Annotated in this window: 18 protein-coding genes and 1 pseudogene; 10 read left to right on the forward strand and 9 right to left on the reverse strand. The window is 74.2% G+C overall.

All coding sequences use genetic code 11. The features are described from left to right. The first annotated feature begins 45 nt into the window (after positions 1-45). Genes ACFVX6_RS21945 through ACFVX6_RS21960 form a run of 4 tightly spaced genes read left to right on the forward strand, consistent with a single transcriptional unit; the run spans position 46 to position 4125 of the window. Positions 46-1686 (forward strand): FadD3 family acyl-CoA ligase, encoded by a 1641-nt coding sequence (locus ACFVX6_RS21945; RefSeq protein WP_389693868.1) that lies wholly within the window; start codon positions 46-48, stop codon positions 1684-1686. Then, entirely contained in the window at positions 1683-2786 is a 1104-nt protein-coding gene (locus ACFVX6_RS21950; protein ID WP_389693870.1) for an acyl-CoA dehydrogenase family protein, read from the forward strand. The genes ACFVX6_RS21945 and ACFVX6_RS21950 overlap by 4 nt, the downstream gene beginning before the upstream one ends. Before the next feature lie 52 nt (positions 2787-2838). After that, on the forward strand, positions 2839-3567 hold the full coding sequence (locus tag ACFVX6_RS21955) for a VWA domain-containing protein (protein WP_389693872.1): 729 nt from the start codon (positions 2839-2841) through the stop codon (positions 3565-3567). A gap of 36 nt (positions 3568-3603) precedes the next feature. Beyond that, positions 3604-4125 (forward strand): pyridoxamine 5'-phosphate oxidase family protein, encoded by a 522-nt coding sequence (locus ACFVX6_RS21960; protein ID WP_389693874.1) that lies wholly within the window; start codon positions 3604-3606, stop codon positions 4123-4125. Position 4126: 1 nt separating this feature from the next. Here the strand turns inward: ACFVX6_RS21960 and ACFVX6_RS21965 are convergent, their stop codons facing one another. Together ACFVX6_RS21965 and ACFVX6_RS21970 are read right to left on the reverse strand one after the other, a co-directional pair. Then, complete coding sequence (locus ACFVX6_RS21965; RefSeq protein ID WP_389693876.1) at positions 4127-5566, reverse strand: DUF1906 domain-containing protein; 1440 nt, start codon at positions 5564-5566, stop codon at positions 4127-4129. Between the two features lie 118 nt (positions 5567-5684). Further along, the gene (locus tag ACFVX6_RS21970; protein ID WP_389693878.1) at positions 5685-6179 is read right to left on the reverse strand and encodes a MarR family winged helix-turn-helix transcriptional regulator; all 495 of its coding nucleotides are present in this window, start codon (positions 6177-6179) and stop codon (positions 5685-5687) included. Positions 6180-6275: 96 nt separating this feature from the next. Here ACFVX6_RS21970 and ACFVX6_RS21975 point away from each other — a divergent pair, with 96 nt between their 5' ends. The 3 genes from ACFVX6_RS21975 to ACFVX6_RS21985 are packed head-to-tail and all read left to right on the forward strand — an operon-like array spanning position 6276 to position 8216. Continuing rightward, the gene (locus tag ACFVX6_RS21975) at positions 6276-6743 is read left to right on the forward strand and encodes an SgcJ/EcaC family oxidoreductase (RefSeq protein WP_389693880.1); all 468 of its coding nucleotides are present in this window, start codon (positions 6276-6278) and stop codon (positions 6741-6743) included. Positions 6744-6801: 58 nt separating this feature from the next. After that, positions 6802-7485 carry an SgcJ/EcaC family oxidoreductase gene (locus ACFVX6_RS21980; protein WP_389693882.1) on the forward strand — a complete coding sequence of 228 codons (684 nt, stop codon included), beginning with the start codon at positions 6802-6804 and terminating at the stop codon, positions 7483-7485. Next, on the forward strand, positions 7482-8216 hold the full coding sequence (locus ACFVX6_RS21985) for an SDR family NAD(P)-dependent oxidoreductase (RefSeq protein WP_389693884.1): 735 nt from the start codon (positions 7482-7484) through the stop codon (positions 8214-8216). The genes ACFVX6_RS21980 and ACFVX6_RS21985 overlap by 4 nt, the downstream gene beginning before the upstream one ends. Positions 8217-8243: 27 nt before the next feature. Here the strand turns inward: ACFVX6_RS21985 and ACFVX6_RS21990 are convergent, their stop codons facing one another. From ACFVX6_RS21990 to ACFVX6_RS22005, 4 genes and pseudogenes are all read right to left on the reverse strand, one after another. Continuing rightward, on the reverse strand, positions 8244-9332 hold the full coding sequence (locus tag ACFVX6_RS21990) for a hypothetical protein (protein ID WP_389693886.1): 1089 nt from the start codon (positions 9330-9332) through the stop codon (positions 8244-8246). Further along, the gene (locus ACFVX6_RS21995; protein WP_389693888.1) at positions 9329-9553 is read right to left on the reverse strand and encodes a hypothetical protein; all 225 of its coding nucleotides are present in this window, start codon (positions 9551-9553) and stop codon (positions 9329-9331) included. The genes ACFVX6_RS21990 and ACFVX6_RS21995 overlap by 4 nt, the downstream gene beginning before the upstream one ends. Positions 9554-9653: 100 nt before the next feature. Beyond that, on the reverse strand, positions 9654-10172 hold the full coding sequence (locus ACFVX6_RS22000; RefSeq protein ID WP_389693956.1) for a hypothetical protein: 519 nt from the start codon (positions 10170-10172) through the stop codon (positions 9654-9656). 215 nt (positions 10173-10387) lie between these two features. Next, positions 10388-10606: pseudogene (locus ACFVX6_RS22005) on the reverse strand (hypothetical protein); the annotation flags it as partial. A gap of 75 nt (positions 10607-10681) precedes the next feature. Between ACFVX6_RS22005 and ACFVX6_RS22010 the strand changes: the two are divergent. Further along, complete coding sequence (locus ACFVX6_RS22010) at positions 10682-11692, forward strand: GlxA family transcriptional regulator (protein WP_389693890.1); 1011 nt, start codon at positions 10682-10684, stop codon at positions 11690-11692. 32 nt (positions 11693-11724) lie between these two features. Here the strand turns inward: ACFVX6_RS22010 and ACFVX6_RS22015 are convergent, their stop codons facing one another. The 3 genes from ACFVX6_RS22015 to ACFVX6_RS22025 form a co-directional block, all read right to left on the reverse strand. Continuing rightward, on the reverse strand, positions 11725-12681 hold the full coding sequence (locus ACFVX6_RS22015; RefSeq protein WP_389693892.1) for an FAD binding domain-containing protein: 957 nt from the start codon (positions 12679-12681) through the stop codon (positions 11725-11727). Continuing rightward, a complete protein-coding gene (locus ACFVX6_RS22020; protein WP_389693894.1) occupies positions 12678-15248 on the reverse strand; it encodes a molybdopterin-dependent oxidoreductase in 2571 nt (856 codons plus the stop codon). Before ACFVX6_RS22020 ends, ACFVX6_RS22015 begins: the two co-directional genes overlap by 4 nt. A 188-nt stretch (positions 15249-15436) precedes the next feature. Next, positions 15437-15826 (reverse strand): ATP-binding protein, encoded by a 390-nt coding sequence (locus tag ACFVX6_RS22025; RefSeq protein ID WP_389693896.1) that lies wholly within the window; start codon positions 15824-15826, stop codon positions 15437-15439. Between the two features lie 149 nt (positions 15827-15975). Here ACFVX6_RS22025 and ACFVX6_RS22030 point away from each other — a divergent pair, with 149 nt between their 5' ends. Both ACFVX6_RS22030 and ACFVX6_RS22035 read left to right on the forward strand, forming a co-directional pair. After that, complete coding sequence (locus ACFVX6_RS22030) at positions 15976-16524, forward strand: GntR family transcriptional regulator (RefSeq protein WP_389693898.1); 549 nt, start codon at positions 15976-15978, stop codon at positions 16522-16524. Beyond that, positions 16521-17303, forward strand: a complete 783-nt coding sequence (locus tag ACFVX6_RS22035; RefSeq protein ID WP_389693900.1) for a GntR family transcriptional regulator — start codon at positions 16521-16523, stop codon at positions 17301-17303. The genes ACFVX6_RS22030 and ACFVX6_RS22035 overlap by 4 nt, the downstream gene beginning before the upstream one ends. Positions 17304-17424 lie beyond the last annotated feature (121 nt).

Below are 17424 nucleotides of genomic sequence, written 5' to 3' on the forward strand. Positions count from 1 at the left end.
TGATTGGATACCGCCCACGCTCGCTCGTCAAGTAGGGAGGGTCCGATGCCACCACCACCCCCGCCTCAGCCACAGCCACAGCCACAGCAGCCCGCCACGCTCGCCCGGCTCCCCGAGTACGCCGCCGCCGCGTACGGGGAGCGCGAGGCGCTCGCCGACGGAGAGGTCCGCTGGACCTTCGCCCGCCTCGCCGCCGAAATCTCCGCGGCCGCCCGCGCCGCCATCGCCCACGGCATCCGCCCCGGCGACCGGGTCGCGATCTGGGCCCCCAACAGCCGCCGGTGGATCACCGCCGCCCTCGGCGCGGTCGGCGCCGGAGCGGTCCTCGTACCGGTCAACACCCGCTACAAGCCCGCCGAGGCCGCCGACATCATCCGGCGCAGCGGCTCCCGCGTCCTGTTCACCGAGCGCGGGTTCCTCGGTACCGACTACGCCCGTGACCTGCACGCCTCCGGCGAGGACCTCGGGGCGCTCGCCTCGACCGTGGTCCTGCGTGACGGGCGCGAGGGGAACCTCCCGACGGCTACCGACGGCCCGCCCGGGAGCGTCTCCTGGGAGGCGTACCTGCACGCCGGCGGGGCCGTCCCCGACGCGGAGCGCGCCGCGCGCGCGGCCGCCGTACGCCCCGAGGACCTCAGCGACATCCTCTACACCTCCGGCACCACCGGCCGCTCCAAGGGCGTCATGACCACCCACGGCCAGACGGTCCGGCTCTACGCCTCCTGGTCCGGCCTCGTCACCCTGCGCCCGGGCGACCGGTACCTGCTGGTCAACCCCTTCTTCCACACCTTCGGTTACAAGGCCGGGGTGCTCGCCTGCCTGCTGCGCGGGGTCACCATGCTCCCCGAGGCGGTCTACGACACCGACCGCATCCTGCACCGCATGGCCGCCGAGCGCGTCACCTGCCTGATGGGCCCGCCGACCGTCTTCCACGGCCTGATCCGCCACCCGGCGCGGGCCGCGCACGACCTGTCCGCGCTGCGCCTGGCCGGCACCGGAGCCGCCTCGGTGCCCACCTCCCTCGTCGAGGAGATCCGCGCCGAACTGGGGGCGCCCGACGTGTTCACCGCGTACGGGCTCACCGAGTCCGGCGGCGTCGTGTCCGTCTGCCCCACCGACGCCGACGCCCGGACCCTCGCCCACACCGTCGGCCTGCCGCTGCCGGACACCGAGGTACGGATCACCGACCCGCTCGGCGCGCTGCTGCCCGCAGGGGAGCCGGGCGAGGTGCAGGTCCGCGGCTACCACGTCACCCCCGGCTACCTGGACGACCCGGCGAGCACCGCCGAAGCCGTCCTGCCCGGCGGCTGGCTGCGCACCGGGGACATCGGCGTGCTCGACGGGCGGGGCTACCTCTCCATCACCGACCGACTGAAGGACATGTACGTGGTCGGCGGCTTCAACGCCTACCCGGCGGAGGTGGAGAACGTGCTGCTGACCCATCCCGCCATCACCGACGCGGCGGTCGTCGGCGCCCCCGACGAGCGGCTCGGCGAGGTCGGGGTGGCCTACGTCGTCACCACCGGGCCGGTCACCTCCGAGGAGCTGACCGCGTGGACCCGGGAACGGCTGGCCAATTTCAAGGTGCCGCGGCGGTTCACCCGGATGGAGGAGCTCCCGCGCAACGCGGGCGGCAAGCTGCTGAAGACGGAGCTGCGCCGCACGGCACGAGGGGAGTCGGCGTGAGGACGCTGGAGCTGACGAGGGAGCAGGAGGAACTCCGGGACGCGGTACGGGCGGTCCTGGCCCGCCACCCCGGCCACACGGCCTGGGCTCCGCTGACGGCGCAGATCGGCGCGGCCGCGCTGGCGGTCCCCGAGGAGTACGGCGGGCTGGGCTGCGGGCCGGCCGAAGTCGGGGTGGTCATGGCGGAACTGGGGCGCGCGCTGAGCCCCGTACCGTACCTGGGCTCGGCGGTGCTGACGGTGGGGGCCCTGCTCGCATCCGGGGACCGGGAGGCCTGCGCGATCCACCTGCCGCACCTCGCGGAGGGCACGGTCGTGGGCGCCCTGGCCTGGGCGGAGACCCCGGGCGACCCGCTCGCCACGGGGGGCGGGTGGGAGCCCGCCGACCTGTCGGCCCGGGCCGAGCCCGCCGGACCGGACTGGCTGCTCACGGGCACGAAGCAGTACGTCCTGGCGGGCCCCGCCGAACCGTCCCTGCTGCTGGCGTTCGCCCGGATGGACGGCGCCCCGGGCGCGGGCGCGGGCCGGCTCGGGCTGTTCGAACTCACCGCCGCGCCGGCGGCCTTCGCCGTACGGTCCACGATGGACCGCACCCGCCCCCTCGCGGAGCTGACCCTGGACCGGACCCCGGCCCGGCTGCTCTCGGCCGACGGCGCCGGGGTCCTCGCCCGGGTCCGGGACCTGGCCTGCACGGCGCTCGCCGCCGAGCAGGCGGGGGCGGCGGCGCGGGCGCTGGAGGCGACGGTCCGGTACGCGAAGGAGCGGGTGCAGTTCGGGCGACCCATCGGCTCCTTCCAGGCGGTCAAGCACCGGCTCGCCGACCTGCACACCGCGGTGGAGGGAGCCCGCTCCCTCGCCCTCGCGGCGGCCGCAGCCGACGCGGCCCCGGAGCCGGCGGCCGCCGCCAAGTCGGCCTGCTCGGAGGCCTACGCGTACGTGGCGGGCGAGATGATCCAACTGCACGGCGGCATCGGCATCACCTGGGAGCACGAGGCGCACGAGTACTTCAAGCGGGCCCACGGCTCGGCCCTGCTCTTCGGCTCCCCCGCCGCACACCGCGAACGACTGGCGGCCCGGCTGGGGTTCCTCCCGGCCGGGTGACGCGCCGGCCACCGGGGGCGCGGGGTCCGCGGGCTGTCGTACGCTCGGCCCCATGACGGGCAGCGCGATGGACCTCCGGAAGATCGAAGAGACCGCTCCGGCGCTGGTCAGCCTCTACAAGAGTGCCGGGGTCTCGCTCCGCAAACACGGCCTGGAGGGCGGACGCGCCGCGGTCTACCTCGTCCTCGACTACTCCGGCTCGATGCGCCCGTACTACGACGACGGCAGCGTGCAGGCCCTCGCCGACCGGGTGCTGGGGCTCTCCGCGCACCTGGACGACGACGCCCGCGTGCCGGTCGTGTTCTTCTCCACCGAGGTCGACGCGGTCGAGGAGATCTCACTGGCCGGCCACGAGGGGCGGGTCACCGCGATCGTCGCCGGCCTCGGCCACATGGGCAAGACGGCCTACCACGCGGCGATGGACGCGGTGATCGACCACTACCTGGACTCGGGGTCCACCGTCCCCGCGCTCGTGGTCTTCCAGACCGACGGTGGCCCGATCAACAAGCTCGCCGCCGAGAAGTACCTGTGCAAGGCGGCCCGGCTGCCGCTCTTCTGGCAGTTCGTCGGTTTCGGCAACACCCGCAGTTCGCAGTTCGACTTCCTACGGCGGCTGGACGCACTGCCCGTCCCGCAAAAGCGGGCGGTGGACAACTCGGGCTACTTCCATGCCGGACTCGACCCACGGACCGTCGCGGACTCGGAGCTGTACGACCGGCTCGTCGGGGAGTTCCCCGTGTGGCTGGCGGCGGCCCGGGCGGCGGGAATCGTGCGCGCCTGAGCGGCGGGTGTGAGTACCTCGCGCTTTGATGGAGGTATGACGACGAACAATTGGGCCGTATTCGAAAAGGCGGAACCGGAATTCGCGGCGGCCGTCCAGGCCCGCTTCGCTCAGTTCCCGCACCACGTCCTGGCGACCCTGCGCAAGGACGGCTCCCCGCGCGCGACCGGACTGAACGTCGAGATCCGCGGCGGTGAGCTCTGGCTGGGCATGATGCCCGGTTCCATGAAGGGGAAGGACCTGCGGCGCGACGGGCGCTTCGCCCTGCACACCAACCCGGGGGCGGGCGAGACCATGCCCGACGGGGACGTACGGATCGCCGGGCGCGCGGTGGAGATCGTGGAACAGCCCGAGCTCCACCGGTACGCGGAGGAGGCCGAGGAGAACGACACCCCGCACCCCTTCGACCTGTTCCGCGCCGAGCTGACCGAGGTGGTCCACGTCGGGGTCGAGGGCGACGACCTGGTGGTCCGCTCGTGGACCCCGGAGCACGGACTGCGCACCCTGCGCCGGGGCAATGACGACGAGCCGGCCCGCGAGGAGCCTGCGGCGGGCTGAGCTAGACCCTGGCCGGGGTCCTCGCCGGGATGACCGCCGGCGTCTTGGCGGGCGCCTTCGCGGGCACCTTGGCCGGGGACTTGGCGGGGGACTTGGCCGGGGACTTGGCGGGAGCCTTCTTGGCCTTGCCCGGGACCTTCGGGGCCTTCGGGGCCTTCGGGGCCTTGGCAGGAGTCTGCGCGCCGACGTCCAGCCAGCTCCGGTCGATGTTGAGCGTCACGTCTCCGTACGTGGCGTCGTGGTCTCCCCGGAACTGGTGCGCGCGGCGGCCCCCCGTCCACTGGTCGGTCCCGGCGGGCAGGCCCAGGTCGGCGTCGGTGACCGAGGCCGACCCGTTCCAGCGGGCCACCCACAGCACGTCGGGCATGGCGTCCGGGGCCTGCGCGTAGTGGGCGCTCAGCGCCTTGGCCCCGGAGCTCGCCGAGACGTAGGCGGCGGCCCCGTAGCCCAGTTCGTGCAGCCGGGCCGTCCAGGCCGTGAGGTAGGCGACGACCGGGGCGTCCCAGGTGGCCCGGTCCGTGTAGTTCTCCAGGTCGTTGTAGAGGACCGTGCCCTCGGCCATGCCCAGCGCCGCGGCCGCGTGGGCCGCGCCCTCGGCCTCGGCCCGGCCCTGTTCGTTGGCCTCGGAGGGGTCGGTGGAGAGCCCCGTGGAGGAGCTGTTCCAGGGCTGGGGGCCCACCCAGATCGGCATCAGGTGCCAGCCCGCCTCGGCCTGCCGGCTCACCCAGCCTGCGGTGAGCTGCGGCTGCGCGCAGGCGCGGGCGCGGCCGCCGATGTAGACGCCGACGGCGCCGAAGGGCGAGTCGGCCCGCCAGGCGTTCATGGTGCGCTGGGTGGGGGCCGTGCAGGCGTCGAAGCCCTCGCCGGTGAAGGGCGTCTGGACGGTGGTACGGGAACCCCCGCCGACCACGCCGACCGGATCGACGGGGACCGGGCCGGGGGCGGCCGGGGGCGCGAGGGCGCGGGCCCGGGTCAGGACCGTGCGGACGGCCTCGGGTGTGGACCCGTAGGAGACGGTGGCCATCACCCCGGCGCGGCGCAGGGCGTAGCGGATCTCGTTGCTGTCGCCCCGGACCTTGGGCAGGGGGTCGCCCTCGTCGCCTCCGACGGTGGGGATGTCGGCGCGCGGCGGGGCACCGTCGAGCGGCTCCAGGTGCAGGGTGTCGGAGCGGGGGGCCGCGGCGCGGGCGGCTCCGCATTCGCCCTGGGCGCCGGCGTGCCCGAGGTAGAGGGTGGGCAGGTCGAGGCGCAGGCAGGCGTCGGGGTTGCGGTCGAGGTCGACGACCCGCCAGTCGGCGGGGACGGTGAGGCGCAGCCCGCGGTACTCGACGGTGCGACCGTCGGCGCCGGTGCCGGTGTGACCGTCGGCGGCCCCGAGGGGGACGGGGGCGAGCAGCGCGGCGCCCAGCAGGCAGCTCAACAGCATGTGGGAGGGGAGCATGTGACCCACTGTTACCAGAAGGCCCGGGGGTTGACGCAGAGGCACGAGAGCCCGCGGTCACCTGTTGACGGGACGGCCGCACGGCACCGCGGCCGACCCCCCTCGCTCCCCCGCTCCCCTACTCCGCTGCCGGGCGCGCCTTGCTCCGGCGGGGCGCGGTGGCGCCGCGGATCTCCTCCGTGGCCGCGCGGAACGCGGGCGCGGCGCGGGCGAAGTAGTCGAAGAGCAGGGCCTGCTGCTCCGGGGTGTAGGAGCCGATCACTGCCGCGACGTGCCTGCGGGCCGGTCCGACCACGCCCTCGATGCGGTCCAGCGCGTCTGCCACGGGCTCCACGATGACCCGGCGCCGGTCCCCCGGATCGGCGGCCCTGCGGGCGTAACCGGCCCGTTCGAGGCGGTCGATGAGCCGGGTCGTCGCGCCCGTCGTCAACCCGGTGCGGGTGGCGAGCTCGCCGGAGGACAGCCCCCCTTCCAGGGTGATGAGACTGAGCGCGTACCACTCGGAGGTGTGGAGTCCGGCCGCCTCGGCGCTGGCCAGGCCCTGGAGCCCGACGGCGTCCAGGTACTGCCGGAAGATCGTGTGCGCGTCCGGGCCGCCGCCACCTGTTGCCATTCTCGGGATCGCCTCCTACCTTTATATCTGCACGCATGCAGATACTGCGTTTGCTCAGTATCTGCCTCAGTCTAGCCAATTGGGGAGTGGTCCGTCATGCAGCAGCCCACCAGCGAGTCCATCGCCTCCGCCCCGGCCTCCGTCCGGGCCGTGCTCGACCGGCTCGTCGCCGCCTGGGAGCGCCACGACGCCGAGGCGTACGGCGAGCTCTTCACCGAGGACGCCACGTACATCACCTACGTCGGCACCTTCTACCGGGGCCGCCGCGACATCGTGGACAGCCACCGCACCCTCTTCGCCGGCTTCCTCAAAGGCACCCGGCTGGCGGACGAGATCCTCGACGTCCGCTTCTACGGGCCCGACGTGGCCGTGGTGAACGGCCGCGGGGACACCTACAAGGGCAAGCGCCCGACGAAGCTCAGCAAGATCCAGACCTACACGCTGATCCGCGAGAGCGACGGCCAGTGGCGGGTCGCCGCCTTCCAGAACACCCGGCGCAAGCCCCTGATGGAAGCCGTCTCCTACCGGTTCGCCCCGGGTCTCGTCCCGGCCGCCGAGCGCTGACGTGGGCAGCCGCCGCCCCGCGCACACCCCCGACCCGACGACGTCACGGAGAGCCCGCATGACCACCGCCCCCGCCACCGACCTCGCCGCCGCCTCGCACCCCGGAGCCGGCGCCCCCGCCACCCCACCCGCGTCACCCCGTCGACGCCGGCGCACCCTCAAGCGGGCCCTGATCGCCGCTGCACTCGCCCTGGGCCTCACGGCCGGCGGCGGCTACCTGTGGGTCGACGCCACCTCTGAGGTCAAGGTCACCGGCTCCGCCGCCTGCACGGCCGTCACCGCCACGGGCACCGGCACCGGCTCCGGCGACCGCGACGCCGTCTGCGCGGTGCTGTCCTCGCTCACCGCGGCCTGGGGCGCCGCCGACGCCGACGCGTACGGAGCCCTCTTCACGCAGGACGCCACGTACACGACCTACGTCGGCACCCACTACCAGGGCCGCGCCGACATCACCGAAGCCCACCGGGCCCTCTTCGGCGGCTTCGTCAAGGGGACGCAGCTAGCCGACTCGATCCTGGGCATCCGTTTCCTCGGCCCCGACGCGGCCGTCGTCACCAGCCGCGGCGACACCTACACGGGCGGGCGGCCGGAGGAACTGTCGAAGGTCCAGACGTACGCGCTGACCCGCGAGGGCGACGGGCGGTGGCGGATCGCCGCCTTCCAGAACACCCAGCGTCAGGCGGTCATGGAGAAGGTCTCCTTCCTGCTGTCGCCCGGCACGGTGCCCGGGGCCGAGAAGTGACCTCCCGCGCGGCCCTGGTCACCGGGGCCAGTTCGGGCATCGGCCGGGCCTTCGCCCGCGAACTCGCCTCGGCCGGCTGGACCGTGACCGCCGTGGCCCGGGGGGAGAACCGGCTGCGCGCCCTCGTCGAGGACCTCGGTCCCGGCCACCGCTACCTGGTCGCCGACCTCTCGACCCCCGAAGGGCAGCGGCTGGTCGCCGCCGAGCTGGTCCGACGGCCCGTCAACCTGCTGGTCAACAACGCCGGCGCCGCCCACCACGGCCCCTTCACCCGGACCGGCCCCGAGGACGCGCTCGCATCCCTGCACCTGGGCTGCGACGCCGTCGTCACCCTGGCGCACGCCTTCCTCTCCGGGGCCCGCCGCGGAGACGCGCTCATCAACGTCTCCTCCACCCTCGGCCACGCGCCGGCCCCAGGCCTCGCCGTCTACAGCGCCGGCAAGGCCTTCGTGACCGCCTTCTCCGAGGCCCTCTGGCACGAGCAACGCCCCCTCGGAGTCCGGGTCATGGCCCTCTGCCCCGGTCCGACCTCCGGCGGATCCGGGTCGGCGCACCATCAGGACGCCCCGGCGGCCCTGGTCCAGAGCCCGCGGACGGTGGTCCGCACCGCCCTGCGCGCCCTGGACCGCCGCACCCGCCCCACCGTCGTCCCGGGGCGGGCGAACTCCCTCTTCGTCCTGGCCGCACGCCTGCTGCCGCGCCGCGCGCTCCTCGCGATGCTCAGCCATTAGCGGCGGCCGGGCCCGCCGGTCCCCGCCCTACTCCGGCTGGTCCTGGAAGGCGGGCAGGGCGAAGATCCGTTCCTTCCCCGACTCCTCCATCAGCTCGACGAGCGGCAGCACCAGCTCCCACAGGTCCTGCTCGTCGACCTCGCGCACGAGCCCGTCGAGCTCCGCGTCGCCCAGCCCGGCGGCCGCATCGGCCACCATTTTGCGCGCCTCCTCGGGCAGTACGCCGACCAGCGGGAGGAACGCGCCCCACAGTGCGGTCGCCACGACGGCCCGTACCACCCCGGCCAGCACGAGCGGGTCCCGCAGGGAGTCCAGCCGGGCCACCGCGAGCCGGTCCTCCTCGCCGAGCAGCGCCACGAGCGGGAGCAGGGACTCCCACAGCCCCTCTGCGTGCGTGACCCGTACGAGCGAGTCGAGCTCGACCGCGTCGAGGCGGGCCGTGAGCTCGGCGATCCGCAGCCGCTGGTCGCCGCCGACCATCGCGGCGACTCCGAGGGCCTCCTCCCAGAGCCCCTCGGCGGCAGCGGCCCGTACGACCGCGCCGAGGCGGTCGTCGCCCATGAGCTCCAGGATCCGGGGCAGCCGCTCGGGCTGGTCGACGTAGAAGCCGGCGCGCAGCACCGCCGCGTCGTCCACCTGGTCCAGGATCCGGCGGAGCACCTGGTCCCGCATGTGACCGACGAACCGGCCCATGGTGAGGTGGTCGCGATTCTCGGCGAGGGTGGTGGCGATGCGTACGACGAGCCCCTCGTCGAGCCGGTCGACGATCCCGGAGATCTTCCGGGGGTCCAGGTGTCCGCAGGCCTCGGCGGTGAAGGAGACGGGCAGCTTCTCGATGATGGCGGCGGCCCGGCCCGCCTCCAGCCGGCCGGCCACCCCGGCGGCGAGCCGGGGACCGAGCGCCTTCTGCGAGATGGCGGCCGCCACTCCGGCCGGCACCAGCTTGGTCGCGGCGGCGATCCGGTCGAGCATCTCGGGTGCGCCGTCGTTCAGTACGCCGCTGACCTGCTCGCGAAACGCCCGTACGTCCTCGTCCGGCAGCCCGCGCAGGAAGCCGAGCTCCCCGGCGTCCGAGCCCACCAGCCGGGCGATCTTCTCCACTTCGGCGCGGCTCACCGGAACAGCACCTTGCGCACGGCCCCGCGGGCGAGGGCGGGGACCAGCCCCAGCGCCTCCTCGGCGGCCTGGTTCAGGCCTTCGGCCTGGCGCGCACGCTCCGCTTTGAGCGCCTCGGCGAGCCGCGCGAGCTCCCTCGCGTCCAGCTCCTCGAACGACGCGGGAGGCCGGGCGCCCCCCAACTCCCCGCCCAAACGGCCCATTTCCTCATCTGTACGCACGGGACGACCTCCCACACCAAAGACGACACGACGGCTCGCGTCGAGCGTGGGCCTGAATTGACTAATAGTCAATACTCGCGGGTAGGGCCGGCCGGGGGCATCAGCTCCCGCTCTCCGCCAGCTCCTTGAGGACGAGGTCCAGCGCGGCGGCCCGTACGCCGAGCACGGTCTCGGTCTCGGAGGCGTCGAGGCGCAGCGACCCGTCGTACAGGTACGCCATCTCCGGGATCTCGGCCGTCACGGCGTCCCCGGCGACCTGCTCGGCCAGCTCTCCGGGCGTCATCCGCCGCAGCCGCGGGTCCGGTGCACCGGCGGCTTCGGCGAGCCGGCCGGCCAGGGCCCGGACGGACAGCTCCGAGGTGGACGGCACGTGCCAGGCGCGGCCCCAGCCGTCCTCCCGGCCGCCGACGGCGACGAGGGTGCGGGCCACATCGCCCACGTAGGACCAGGCGTGCGCCTCGTCGAGGCCGACCGGGAGCAGCGCCTCCGTGCCCGCGAGCACGGCGGGGACGACCGTCCAGGTGAACAGGGAGAGCGCCCCTTCGCCGAGGAAATCGCTGGCCCGGACCTCGGCGACGCGCACGCGCCCGGCCTCGTGGGCGGCCAGCGCCTCCTCCACATCGCGGCGCGCACCCGCCCCTTGTCCGAGGTCGGCCGCAGGGGCAGACCGGGGGTCAGGGGCCCTTCCGCGGGTCCGTACCCGTAGAGGTTCCCCAGCATCACGTAGTCCGTGCCGGTCCGCTCGGCGGCGGTGAGCAGGGAGGCGGCCAGCGGCGGGAAGGCGGTGCGCCAGTCCTGATAGGCGGGAGCGGCCGCGTTGTAGAGGGTGCGTGCACCCCGGAGCAGCTCGGTGAGGCGGTCGGCGTCGGTGATGTCGGCGGCGACCCGCTCGACGAGCGGATGCTCGGGCCCGCCGCCGCTGCGGGTGATGACACGGACCGGTTCGCCGGACGCGGCGAGCAAGCGGGCGGTGGCGGTGCCGATCGGGCCGGCGCCGGTGACGACGTGCACGGACATGGCTGTACTCCCCTGCTGAAGGCCTGAGTTGTTCATGCGGTGGATCAACCCTCGCTCGGTGCGGCGCCGTACAGTAGTGGCCCGAATGCCAGCCGTCCGGAGATTCGAGCCATGACGACTCCTCCTGCACCCGGTCCTGCTTCCGGTCCTGCTTCCGGTCCGCCGACCCACCGCCCGCACCGGGTGACGGTCATCGCGGTGCCCCCGGTGACCACCTTCGACCTGTCGATCCCGGAGGTGGTCTTCGGCGCGACGCGGATCGGGGAGGACCCGGCCTACGAGGTGACGGTCTGCACGCCCACCCCCGGCGTCGTCGCCGCGGCGATCGGCATCGACATCGTCGTGCGCCACGGCCTGGAGGCCATCGAGCGGGCCGACACGGTGATGGTGACGGGGACGGGCGCCCGGGTCAGCGCCGACCCGCGCGTACTGGACGCCTTGCGGGCCGCGGCCGCGCAGGGCCGGCGCATCGCGTCCATCTGCACGGGCGCGTTCGTCCTCGCCCAGGCCGGTCTCCTCGACTCCCGCCGCGCCACGACCTTCTGGAGCATGTCGGAGGAGTTCAGGAAGCGCTTCCCCGCGGTCGACCTCGTGCCGGGCGTGCTGTTCGTCGAGGACGACGGGGTGCTGACCTCGGCGGGGCTCTCCGCGGGGATCGACCTGTGCCTGCACATGGTGCGCTGCGACTACGGAGCCGCCGTCGCGAACGGCACCGCCCGCCTGGTGGTCGCGGCCCCCGTACGGCCGGGCGGCCAGGCCCAGTTCATCGAGACCCCGCTCCCGGCCGACCGCGGCACCTCCCTCGCCGCGACCCGCGCCTGGGCCCTGGCCCGCCTGCACGAGCCGACCGCTCTGGCCGACCTGGCCCGGCACGCGGGCCTGAGCGTGCGCACCCTGACGCGCCGCTTCCGTTCGGAAACGGGTCTCAGCCCCCTGCAGTGGCTCCTGCACCAGCGCCTGCACCGCGCCCGCGAGATCCTGGAGACGACCACGCTCCCGATGGACCAGGTCGCCGCGCGCAGCGGCCTCGGGACGGCCGACTCCCTCCGCGCCCACCTGGTCCGCCGCACGGGCTCCACGCCGACCGTCTACCGGGCCGCGGCGCGGGCGCGGCAGCCGTAGGGCCGGGTCCTGGCCCTACGGCCGGCGGGATGCTAACCAGTGGGGGCGGCGGCCCGCTCCAGTACCTCCAGCACGGTGTCGCGGAACAGCGTGGTCTTGTATCCGGTCTGGGGCAGCGGCCGGCAGCGGGCGAGCACCGTCGCGGCCGCGGCCGCGAGGACCTCGGGGGTGGCCTCCCGGCCGATCAGGGCGGCCTCCACCTCCGGCAGCCGCAGCGGAACCCGCGCCACCCCGCCCGCCGCGACGGCGGCGTGCGTGACGGTCGCGCCGTCGAGCGCGAGCCGGGCGGTGGCCTCGACCAGGGGCCATTCGCCGTGGGCGCGACTGGTGGCCCGGTGGCAGGCGGCCCGTTCGCCGGGCAGGGGCGGCGGCAGCAGGACCGCGGTGAGGATGCGGTCCGGCGCCAGCAGGTGGTCGGCCTGGTGGAGCCGGTCGCCGTCCCCGTACAACTCGGCCACCGTGCGCTGTGATTCGCCGTGGATCTCGGCCCGGGCGTCGTAGGTGAGCAGGGCCATCGCGAGGGTCGACGGGTGCGGGGCGACGCACGGGCCGGCGCCGCTGACCACTCCGAAGTGGTGGTCGCCCTCTCGCGCGGGGCAGCCGGAGCCGCCCTTCTGGAGGCAGCTGAAGTGCGGATTGCGGTAGTACCAGCAGCGGTTGCGCTGGAGCAGGTTGCCGCCCAGGGTGCCTGCGGCGCGAATCTGCGGGGTCGCCGCGGTCCCGGCCGACACCGCCACGGCGGGCCAGCCGGAGCGGACCCGCGGATCGGTGGTCAGCGCGGCGAGCGTGGTCAGGGCGCCGATCCGCAGCCCGCCGCCGGGCAGCGGCGTACAGCCGCGCAGGCGGCCTGCGCCGTCGAGGTCGGTGAACGGTCCCGGGGCGATGCCGGAGCGCTGCCGGGCGGTGGTGTCGGTGCCGCCGGCGCGCAGCTCCCCGCCACGCGCCAGGACGGCGGCCGAGAGGTCGGTGAGGATGGGCTCGGTGCTCACGTGGCCAGTCCTTCCAGGAGCCGGTCGGGGCGGATGGGCATGTCGTACGGGCGCCAGCCGGTCGCATCGTGGACCGCGTTGGCCAAGCAGGCCGCGGTGGGCAGGGTGGCGATCTCCCCGAGGCCGACTCCGCCGCCGGGGACGTGTGCGAAGCCCTCCTGATGGAAGTGGACGGTGATCTCGGGGGTGTCTCCGATGCCGGGGATGCGGTAGTCCTCCAGGTTGTCGGTCAGCACCCGGCCCGTGGCCGGGTCGGTGCGCCGCTCCTCGAACAGGGCGTAGCCGACGCCCTGGACGACGGCGCCCTCGCACTGGCTGCGGGCGAGGCGCTCCTCGTGGATGCGGCCGGCGGCGATGCCGCTCCACACCCGCAGCGGCCGGATCCGGCCGAGCCGGGTGTCCACCTCCACCTCGGCGACCTGCACCGATCCGGTGAAGCCGCGGCCGATCGCCACGCCTCCCATGGTCAGGTTGAGGGGGGTGACGAAGCCCCGGCGGTCGCGGTGGCGGCGGCCGGTGACCCGCACTCCGTTCGCAAGGCCCAACCGGGAGGCCACGTCGCCGTCATCGGCGCCGAGCGCGTCGCGCAGCCGTTCGGCGGCGTCCATGGCGGCGGGCACGATCGACGGCGTGGTGCGGCTGCCGCCGGAGGTGGGCCCGTGCACGGTGGCGCTGTGCCCGACCTCGGCACGCACCCTCTCCTCCGGCACGCCGAGCCCTTCGGCGACGGCCCGGCGCAGGACGGTGCGCGAGCCCGTGCCCATGTCCTGCACGGCGCAGCGGGCGACCACGATCCCGTCCTCGACGGTGAGCTCGACCTCGGTGACGGGGTCGAGGAAGTACAGCCAGTTGGCCGCGGCCACGCCGACGCCCCGGCGGAAGCGTCCGGTGCCGCCGCGGGTCCCCGACCAGGCCGGGAGCGCCGCGGCCAGGTCGTACAGCGCGTGGCGCTTCGGGTTCCCGTCCCAGCGGCGGCGCAGCGCGATGGGGTCCTGGCCGAGCCGGTGGGCCATCTCGTCGACGGCCTGCTCCAGGGCCCAGCACATCGTGGGTCCGCCCGGGCCGCGGAAGGGCGCGCCCGGCGGCCGGTGGGTGACCGTGTCGAAGTCGCGGAGCCGGCGCGGGGCCTTGCCGTACATGAACCGGGCCAGCGCCGCGACGGTGCCGCCCACCGAGACCCCGCCGTCGGTGTCCACGTCCATGGCCAGCGCGCTCAGCTCCCCCGCGGCGTCCGCGGCCATCGCCAGCCGGATCCGGGTGCCGGGCCGGTACCCGCCGTCGGTGAGCTCCTCGTCCCGGTCCAGCACCACCCGCACCGGGGCGCCGTGCAGCCGGGCCAGCTCCACCGCGGCGACCACGTCGGAGGTCAGCCCCATCTTGCAGCCGAAGCCGCCGCCCACGTGGACGGCCCGGGCCACCACCCGGTCGAGGGGCACGCCGAAGCGCTCGGAGGCGAGTACGGCCACCTGCATGACCGACTGCGTGGACACCTCCAGGTGGAGGGTGCCCTCGTCCCAGCGGGCCAGGCAGGCGTGCGGTTCGAGCGGGGTGTGGGTCTGGGCGGCGGTGGTGAACAGGCCCTCGACCACCCGCTCGGGGCTGTTCTTGCGGGCCTCCGTGATCCGGCGCACGGCCGTGGCGGGCCGCTTGCTCATGGCGGACGGGCCCCGCCGGTTGCCGCGCCAGCGGGCGGGAGTCAACTGAGGAGCCTCGCCCGACCCGGGCGCCAGCTTCCGCGACGCCTTGTCCTCGTAGACCAGCGGCCCCTCGCCGGCCCGCGCCCGGCCCACGTCGAGGGCGGCCGGCAGCACCTCGTACTCCACGGTGACCCGCTCGGCGGCCGCCCGCGCGGAGGCCCGGTCCGGCGCCGCGACCGCCGCCACCGGCTGCCCGACGTACCGCACCACCCCGTCGGGGGGCAGCAACGGCACCAGCGGCAGATCCCCGGCCTCCAGGGACCGTACGTGGGCGTGCGCGTGCGGCGACCGGATGATCACTCCCTCGAGCAGCCCCTCGGGCCGCTGATCGGTGGTGTACCGGGCCGACCCGTCGACCTTCTCGGGGGCCTCGGCCCGCGGCGGGGCCGGCACCTCCCCGTCGTAGTCGCCCGCGCAGGCGGCGGCCACGGCACTGAAGATCCCCTCATAGGCGCCGCACCGGCACAGGTGGCCCGCCAGCGCCTCCGCGATCTCCTCCCGCCCCGGCCTGCTCCGCCCGTGCGCGGCCCGCCACCGCTCGAAGAACGCGGCCGCCTCGACCACGAACCCGGGCGTGCAGTAACCGCACTGGAGGGCGTCCTCACCGGCGAAGGCACGCCCGACCGGGTGACCGGCCAGCCCCTCCACCGTGGTCACCCGCCGCCCGCCGAGCCGGGCCGCCGGCGTCAGACACGCCACCCGCGGCTCACCGTCGACCTGGATCGTGCACGCCCCGCACACCCCGCCGGCGCAGACCAGCTTGGTCCCGGTCAGCCCCAACTGCTCCCGCACCACCTCCACGGCGGCCGGATCACCGTCCACGTCCACCGCGCACGGGACGCCATTGACCTCGAACTCCACGAGACGCACTCCTCAACCGTGGGGGCGACGACCCCCACACCAGCCGGGCTCGCCTTCACCCCCCTTGATAACCCGCCCCCACCCTCCCCGCAGCTCGGCACACCGCCCCCCACGCCGAAGGCAACCGCCCCGAAACGCCACAACGCCCGCCACCCCTGGTCGGGGACGTGGCGGGCGTTGTGTCACAGTCACTCACCTCATGCCGAGGCCAGCTTGAACCCGGCCAGGATCGTCTTGCCCACCCGTTCATCACGGATCTGGAACTCGTCCGCAAGCTCGACCACCAACCACAGCCCCCGGCCGCTCAGGGCACCGAGGCCGGGCTGCTGCACGACGGGGGAACCCGGGCCGCTGTCGCGCACCTCGATCGTCACGATCCCGCCCTCCCGCTCCAGCCGCACGGAGAACTCCCGCCCCAGCGGGACCCCGTGCAGAACGGCATTCGTGGCGAGCTCGGACACGCAGAGCCGTATGTCGTCCCGCCGCTCGCACACGCCCCAATCGCCAAGCGTGTCACCGACGAACTGGCGGGCCGCGCGCACCGAGGCACGGGCCCGAGGGAACCGCTGTTGACGGGACAAGGACATAGCACCCCACCGCCTTAACGCTGAGCTTCCAAGGCCATACAGAACGTATCGCTATTCGCGAAAAGCAGCAAGGTTCGCAGGCTGGGATAGGACGGAGGCGTCGCTTAACGTGGGCACCGGCAGAGAGCGACGGACACTCAGGAGGCAGCGTGAGCGGCAGCGGATGGACCAGCACGTCGATGCCGTACCTGACCCCTCGCGCCGACGGGGAATCCGACGCCTGGACCGCCGAGGCCGAGGCTGCGGGCCGACGCGGCGCACAGCGCGTCCTGCACGCCGGTGAGGCCGACACCCCGGCCGAAGTCGCCCGGATGCTAGGCCTCGCTACCGGGGAGGCCACCATCGTCCGCCGCCGGATCATCGAACTCGACGGCGAGCCAACCGAATTGACCGACACCTATTACCCTGCCGACATCGCCACAGGCACCCCTCTGGCCGGCACGGCGAAGATCCGAGGCGGCGCAGTGACCCTGCTGGCCGGGCTCGGACACATCGGCGTGCGGGCCGTCGAGAACGTGACGGCCCGGATGCCCGGCCCTGAGGAGCGGGAGCATCTGAACCTCGGGCCGGTCGAGCCGGTCCTCCAACTCGCCCGGACCACCTATGACTCGGCGGGCCGACCGATCCAGGCCGACGTGATGGTCATGCCTGCCGGACGACAGCAGTTGCGGTACGAAATCGACATCGAGGTCGCATGACCCTGTCCAGTTCCGAATCCGCAGGCCCCGACCCCCGACCGCTCCACGCCCGCATCGCCGCCGATCTGCGGGACGAGATCATGAGCGGCGACCTCGCACCCGGATCGAAGCTTCCTTCGACCTCGCGGCTGAAATCCCGGTTCGACGCCTCCAACGCCACCATCCAGAAGGCCGTCCAGCTCCTCAAGGACGAGGGGCTCGCTCTGGGCCGTGCGGGCGCGGCAGTGACTGTACGGCCCACCCGGCAACGGACCGTTCGCCCGGCCGGCTCCCTCACGCCGGCCGTGGACGGGGCGGCCTACCCGTGGCTCGCGGAAGCGTCAGAACCGGCCCGCGCAGCTCACAGCACGCTACTGGCGGTGGAAGAGGTGCCCGTCGTCGGCGATGTCGCTGCCGCGCTCGGACTCCCTGAGGGCAGTCCGGCCGTGTGCAGGCGCCAGCTGATCACCATCGACGGCGAACCCTCCGAGCTGGTGAGCTCGTACTATCCGCCGGACCTCGCGCGCGGCACCGCCCTCGCGGAACCCCGCCGAATCCGGGGTGGCACTCCGACCCTACTGACAGGGCTCGGCTTCCCGCCCCACCGCAGCGTGGACCGGCTCTCCGCCCGGGTCGCGACACAGGAGCAGTACACCGCGCTGCGCCTGCCCGGCGACCTGCCCGTCCTGCGCACCCTCCGTACCGTGTACAGCGCGGCGGGACAGCCACTCGAGGTCACCGTGATGGTGAAGGCAGGTCATCTGTACGAGCTCCAGTACGAGTTCACACCCGAAGCCTGAACCTCCCCCACACGCCACAACGCCCGCCACCCCTGGTCGGGGACGTGGCGGGCGTTGTGTCGGAGTGCCGTACTTCGTTGTACGGACCGTATGAGGGGTCCCGGCCGGGGCCGGGGGTACT

It is taken from the genome of Streptomyces sp. NPDC058289 (assembly GCF_042880975.1).
In the GTDB taxonomy this organism is placed as follows: Bacteria; Actinomycetota; Actinomycetes; order Streptomycetales; family Streptomycetaceae; genus Streptomyces; species Streptomyces stoeckheimensis.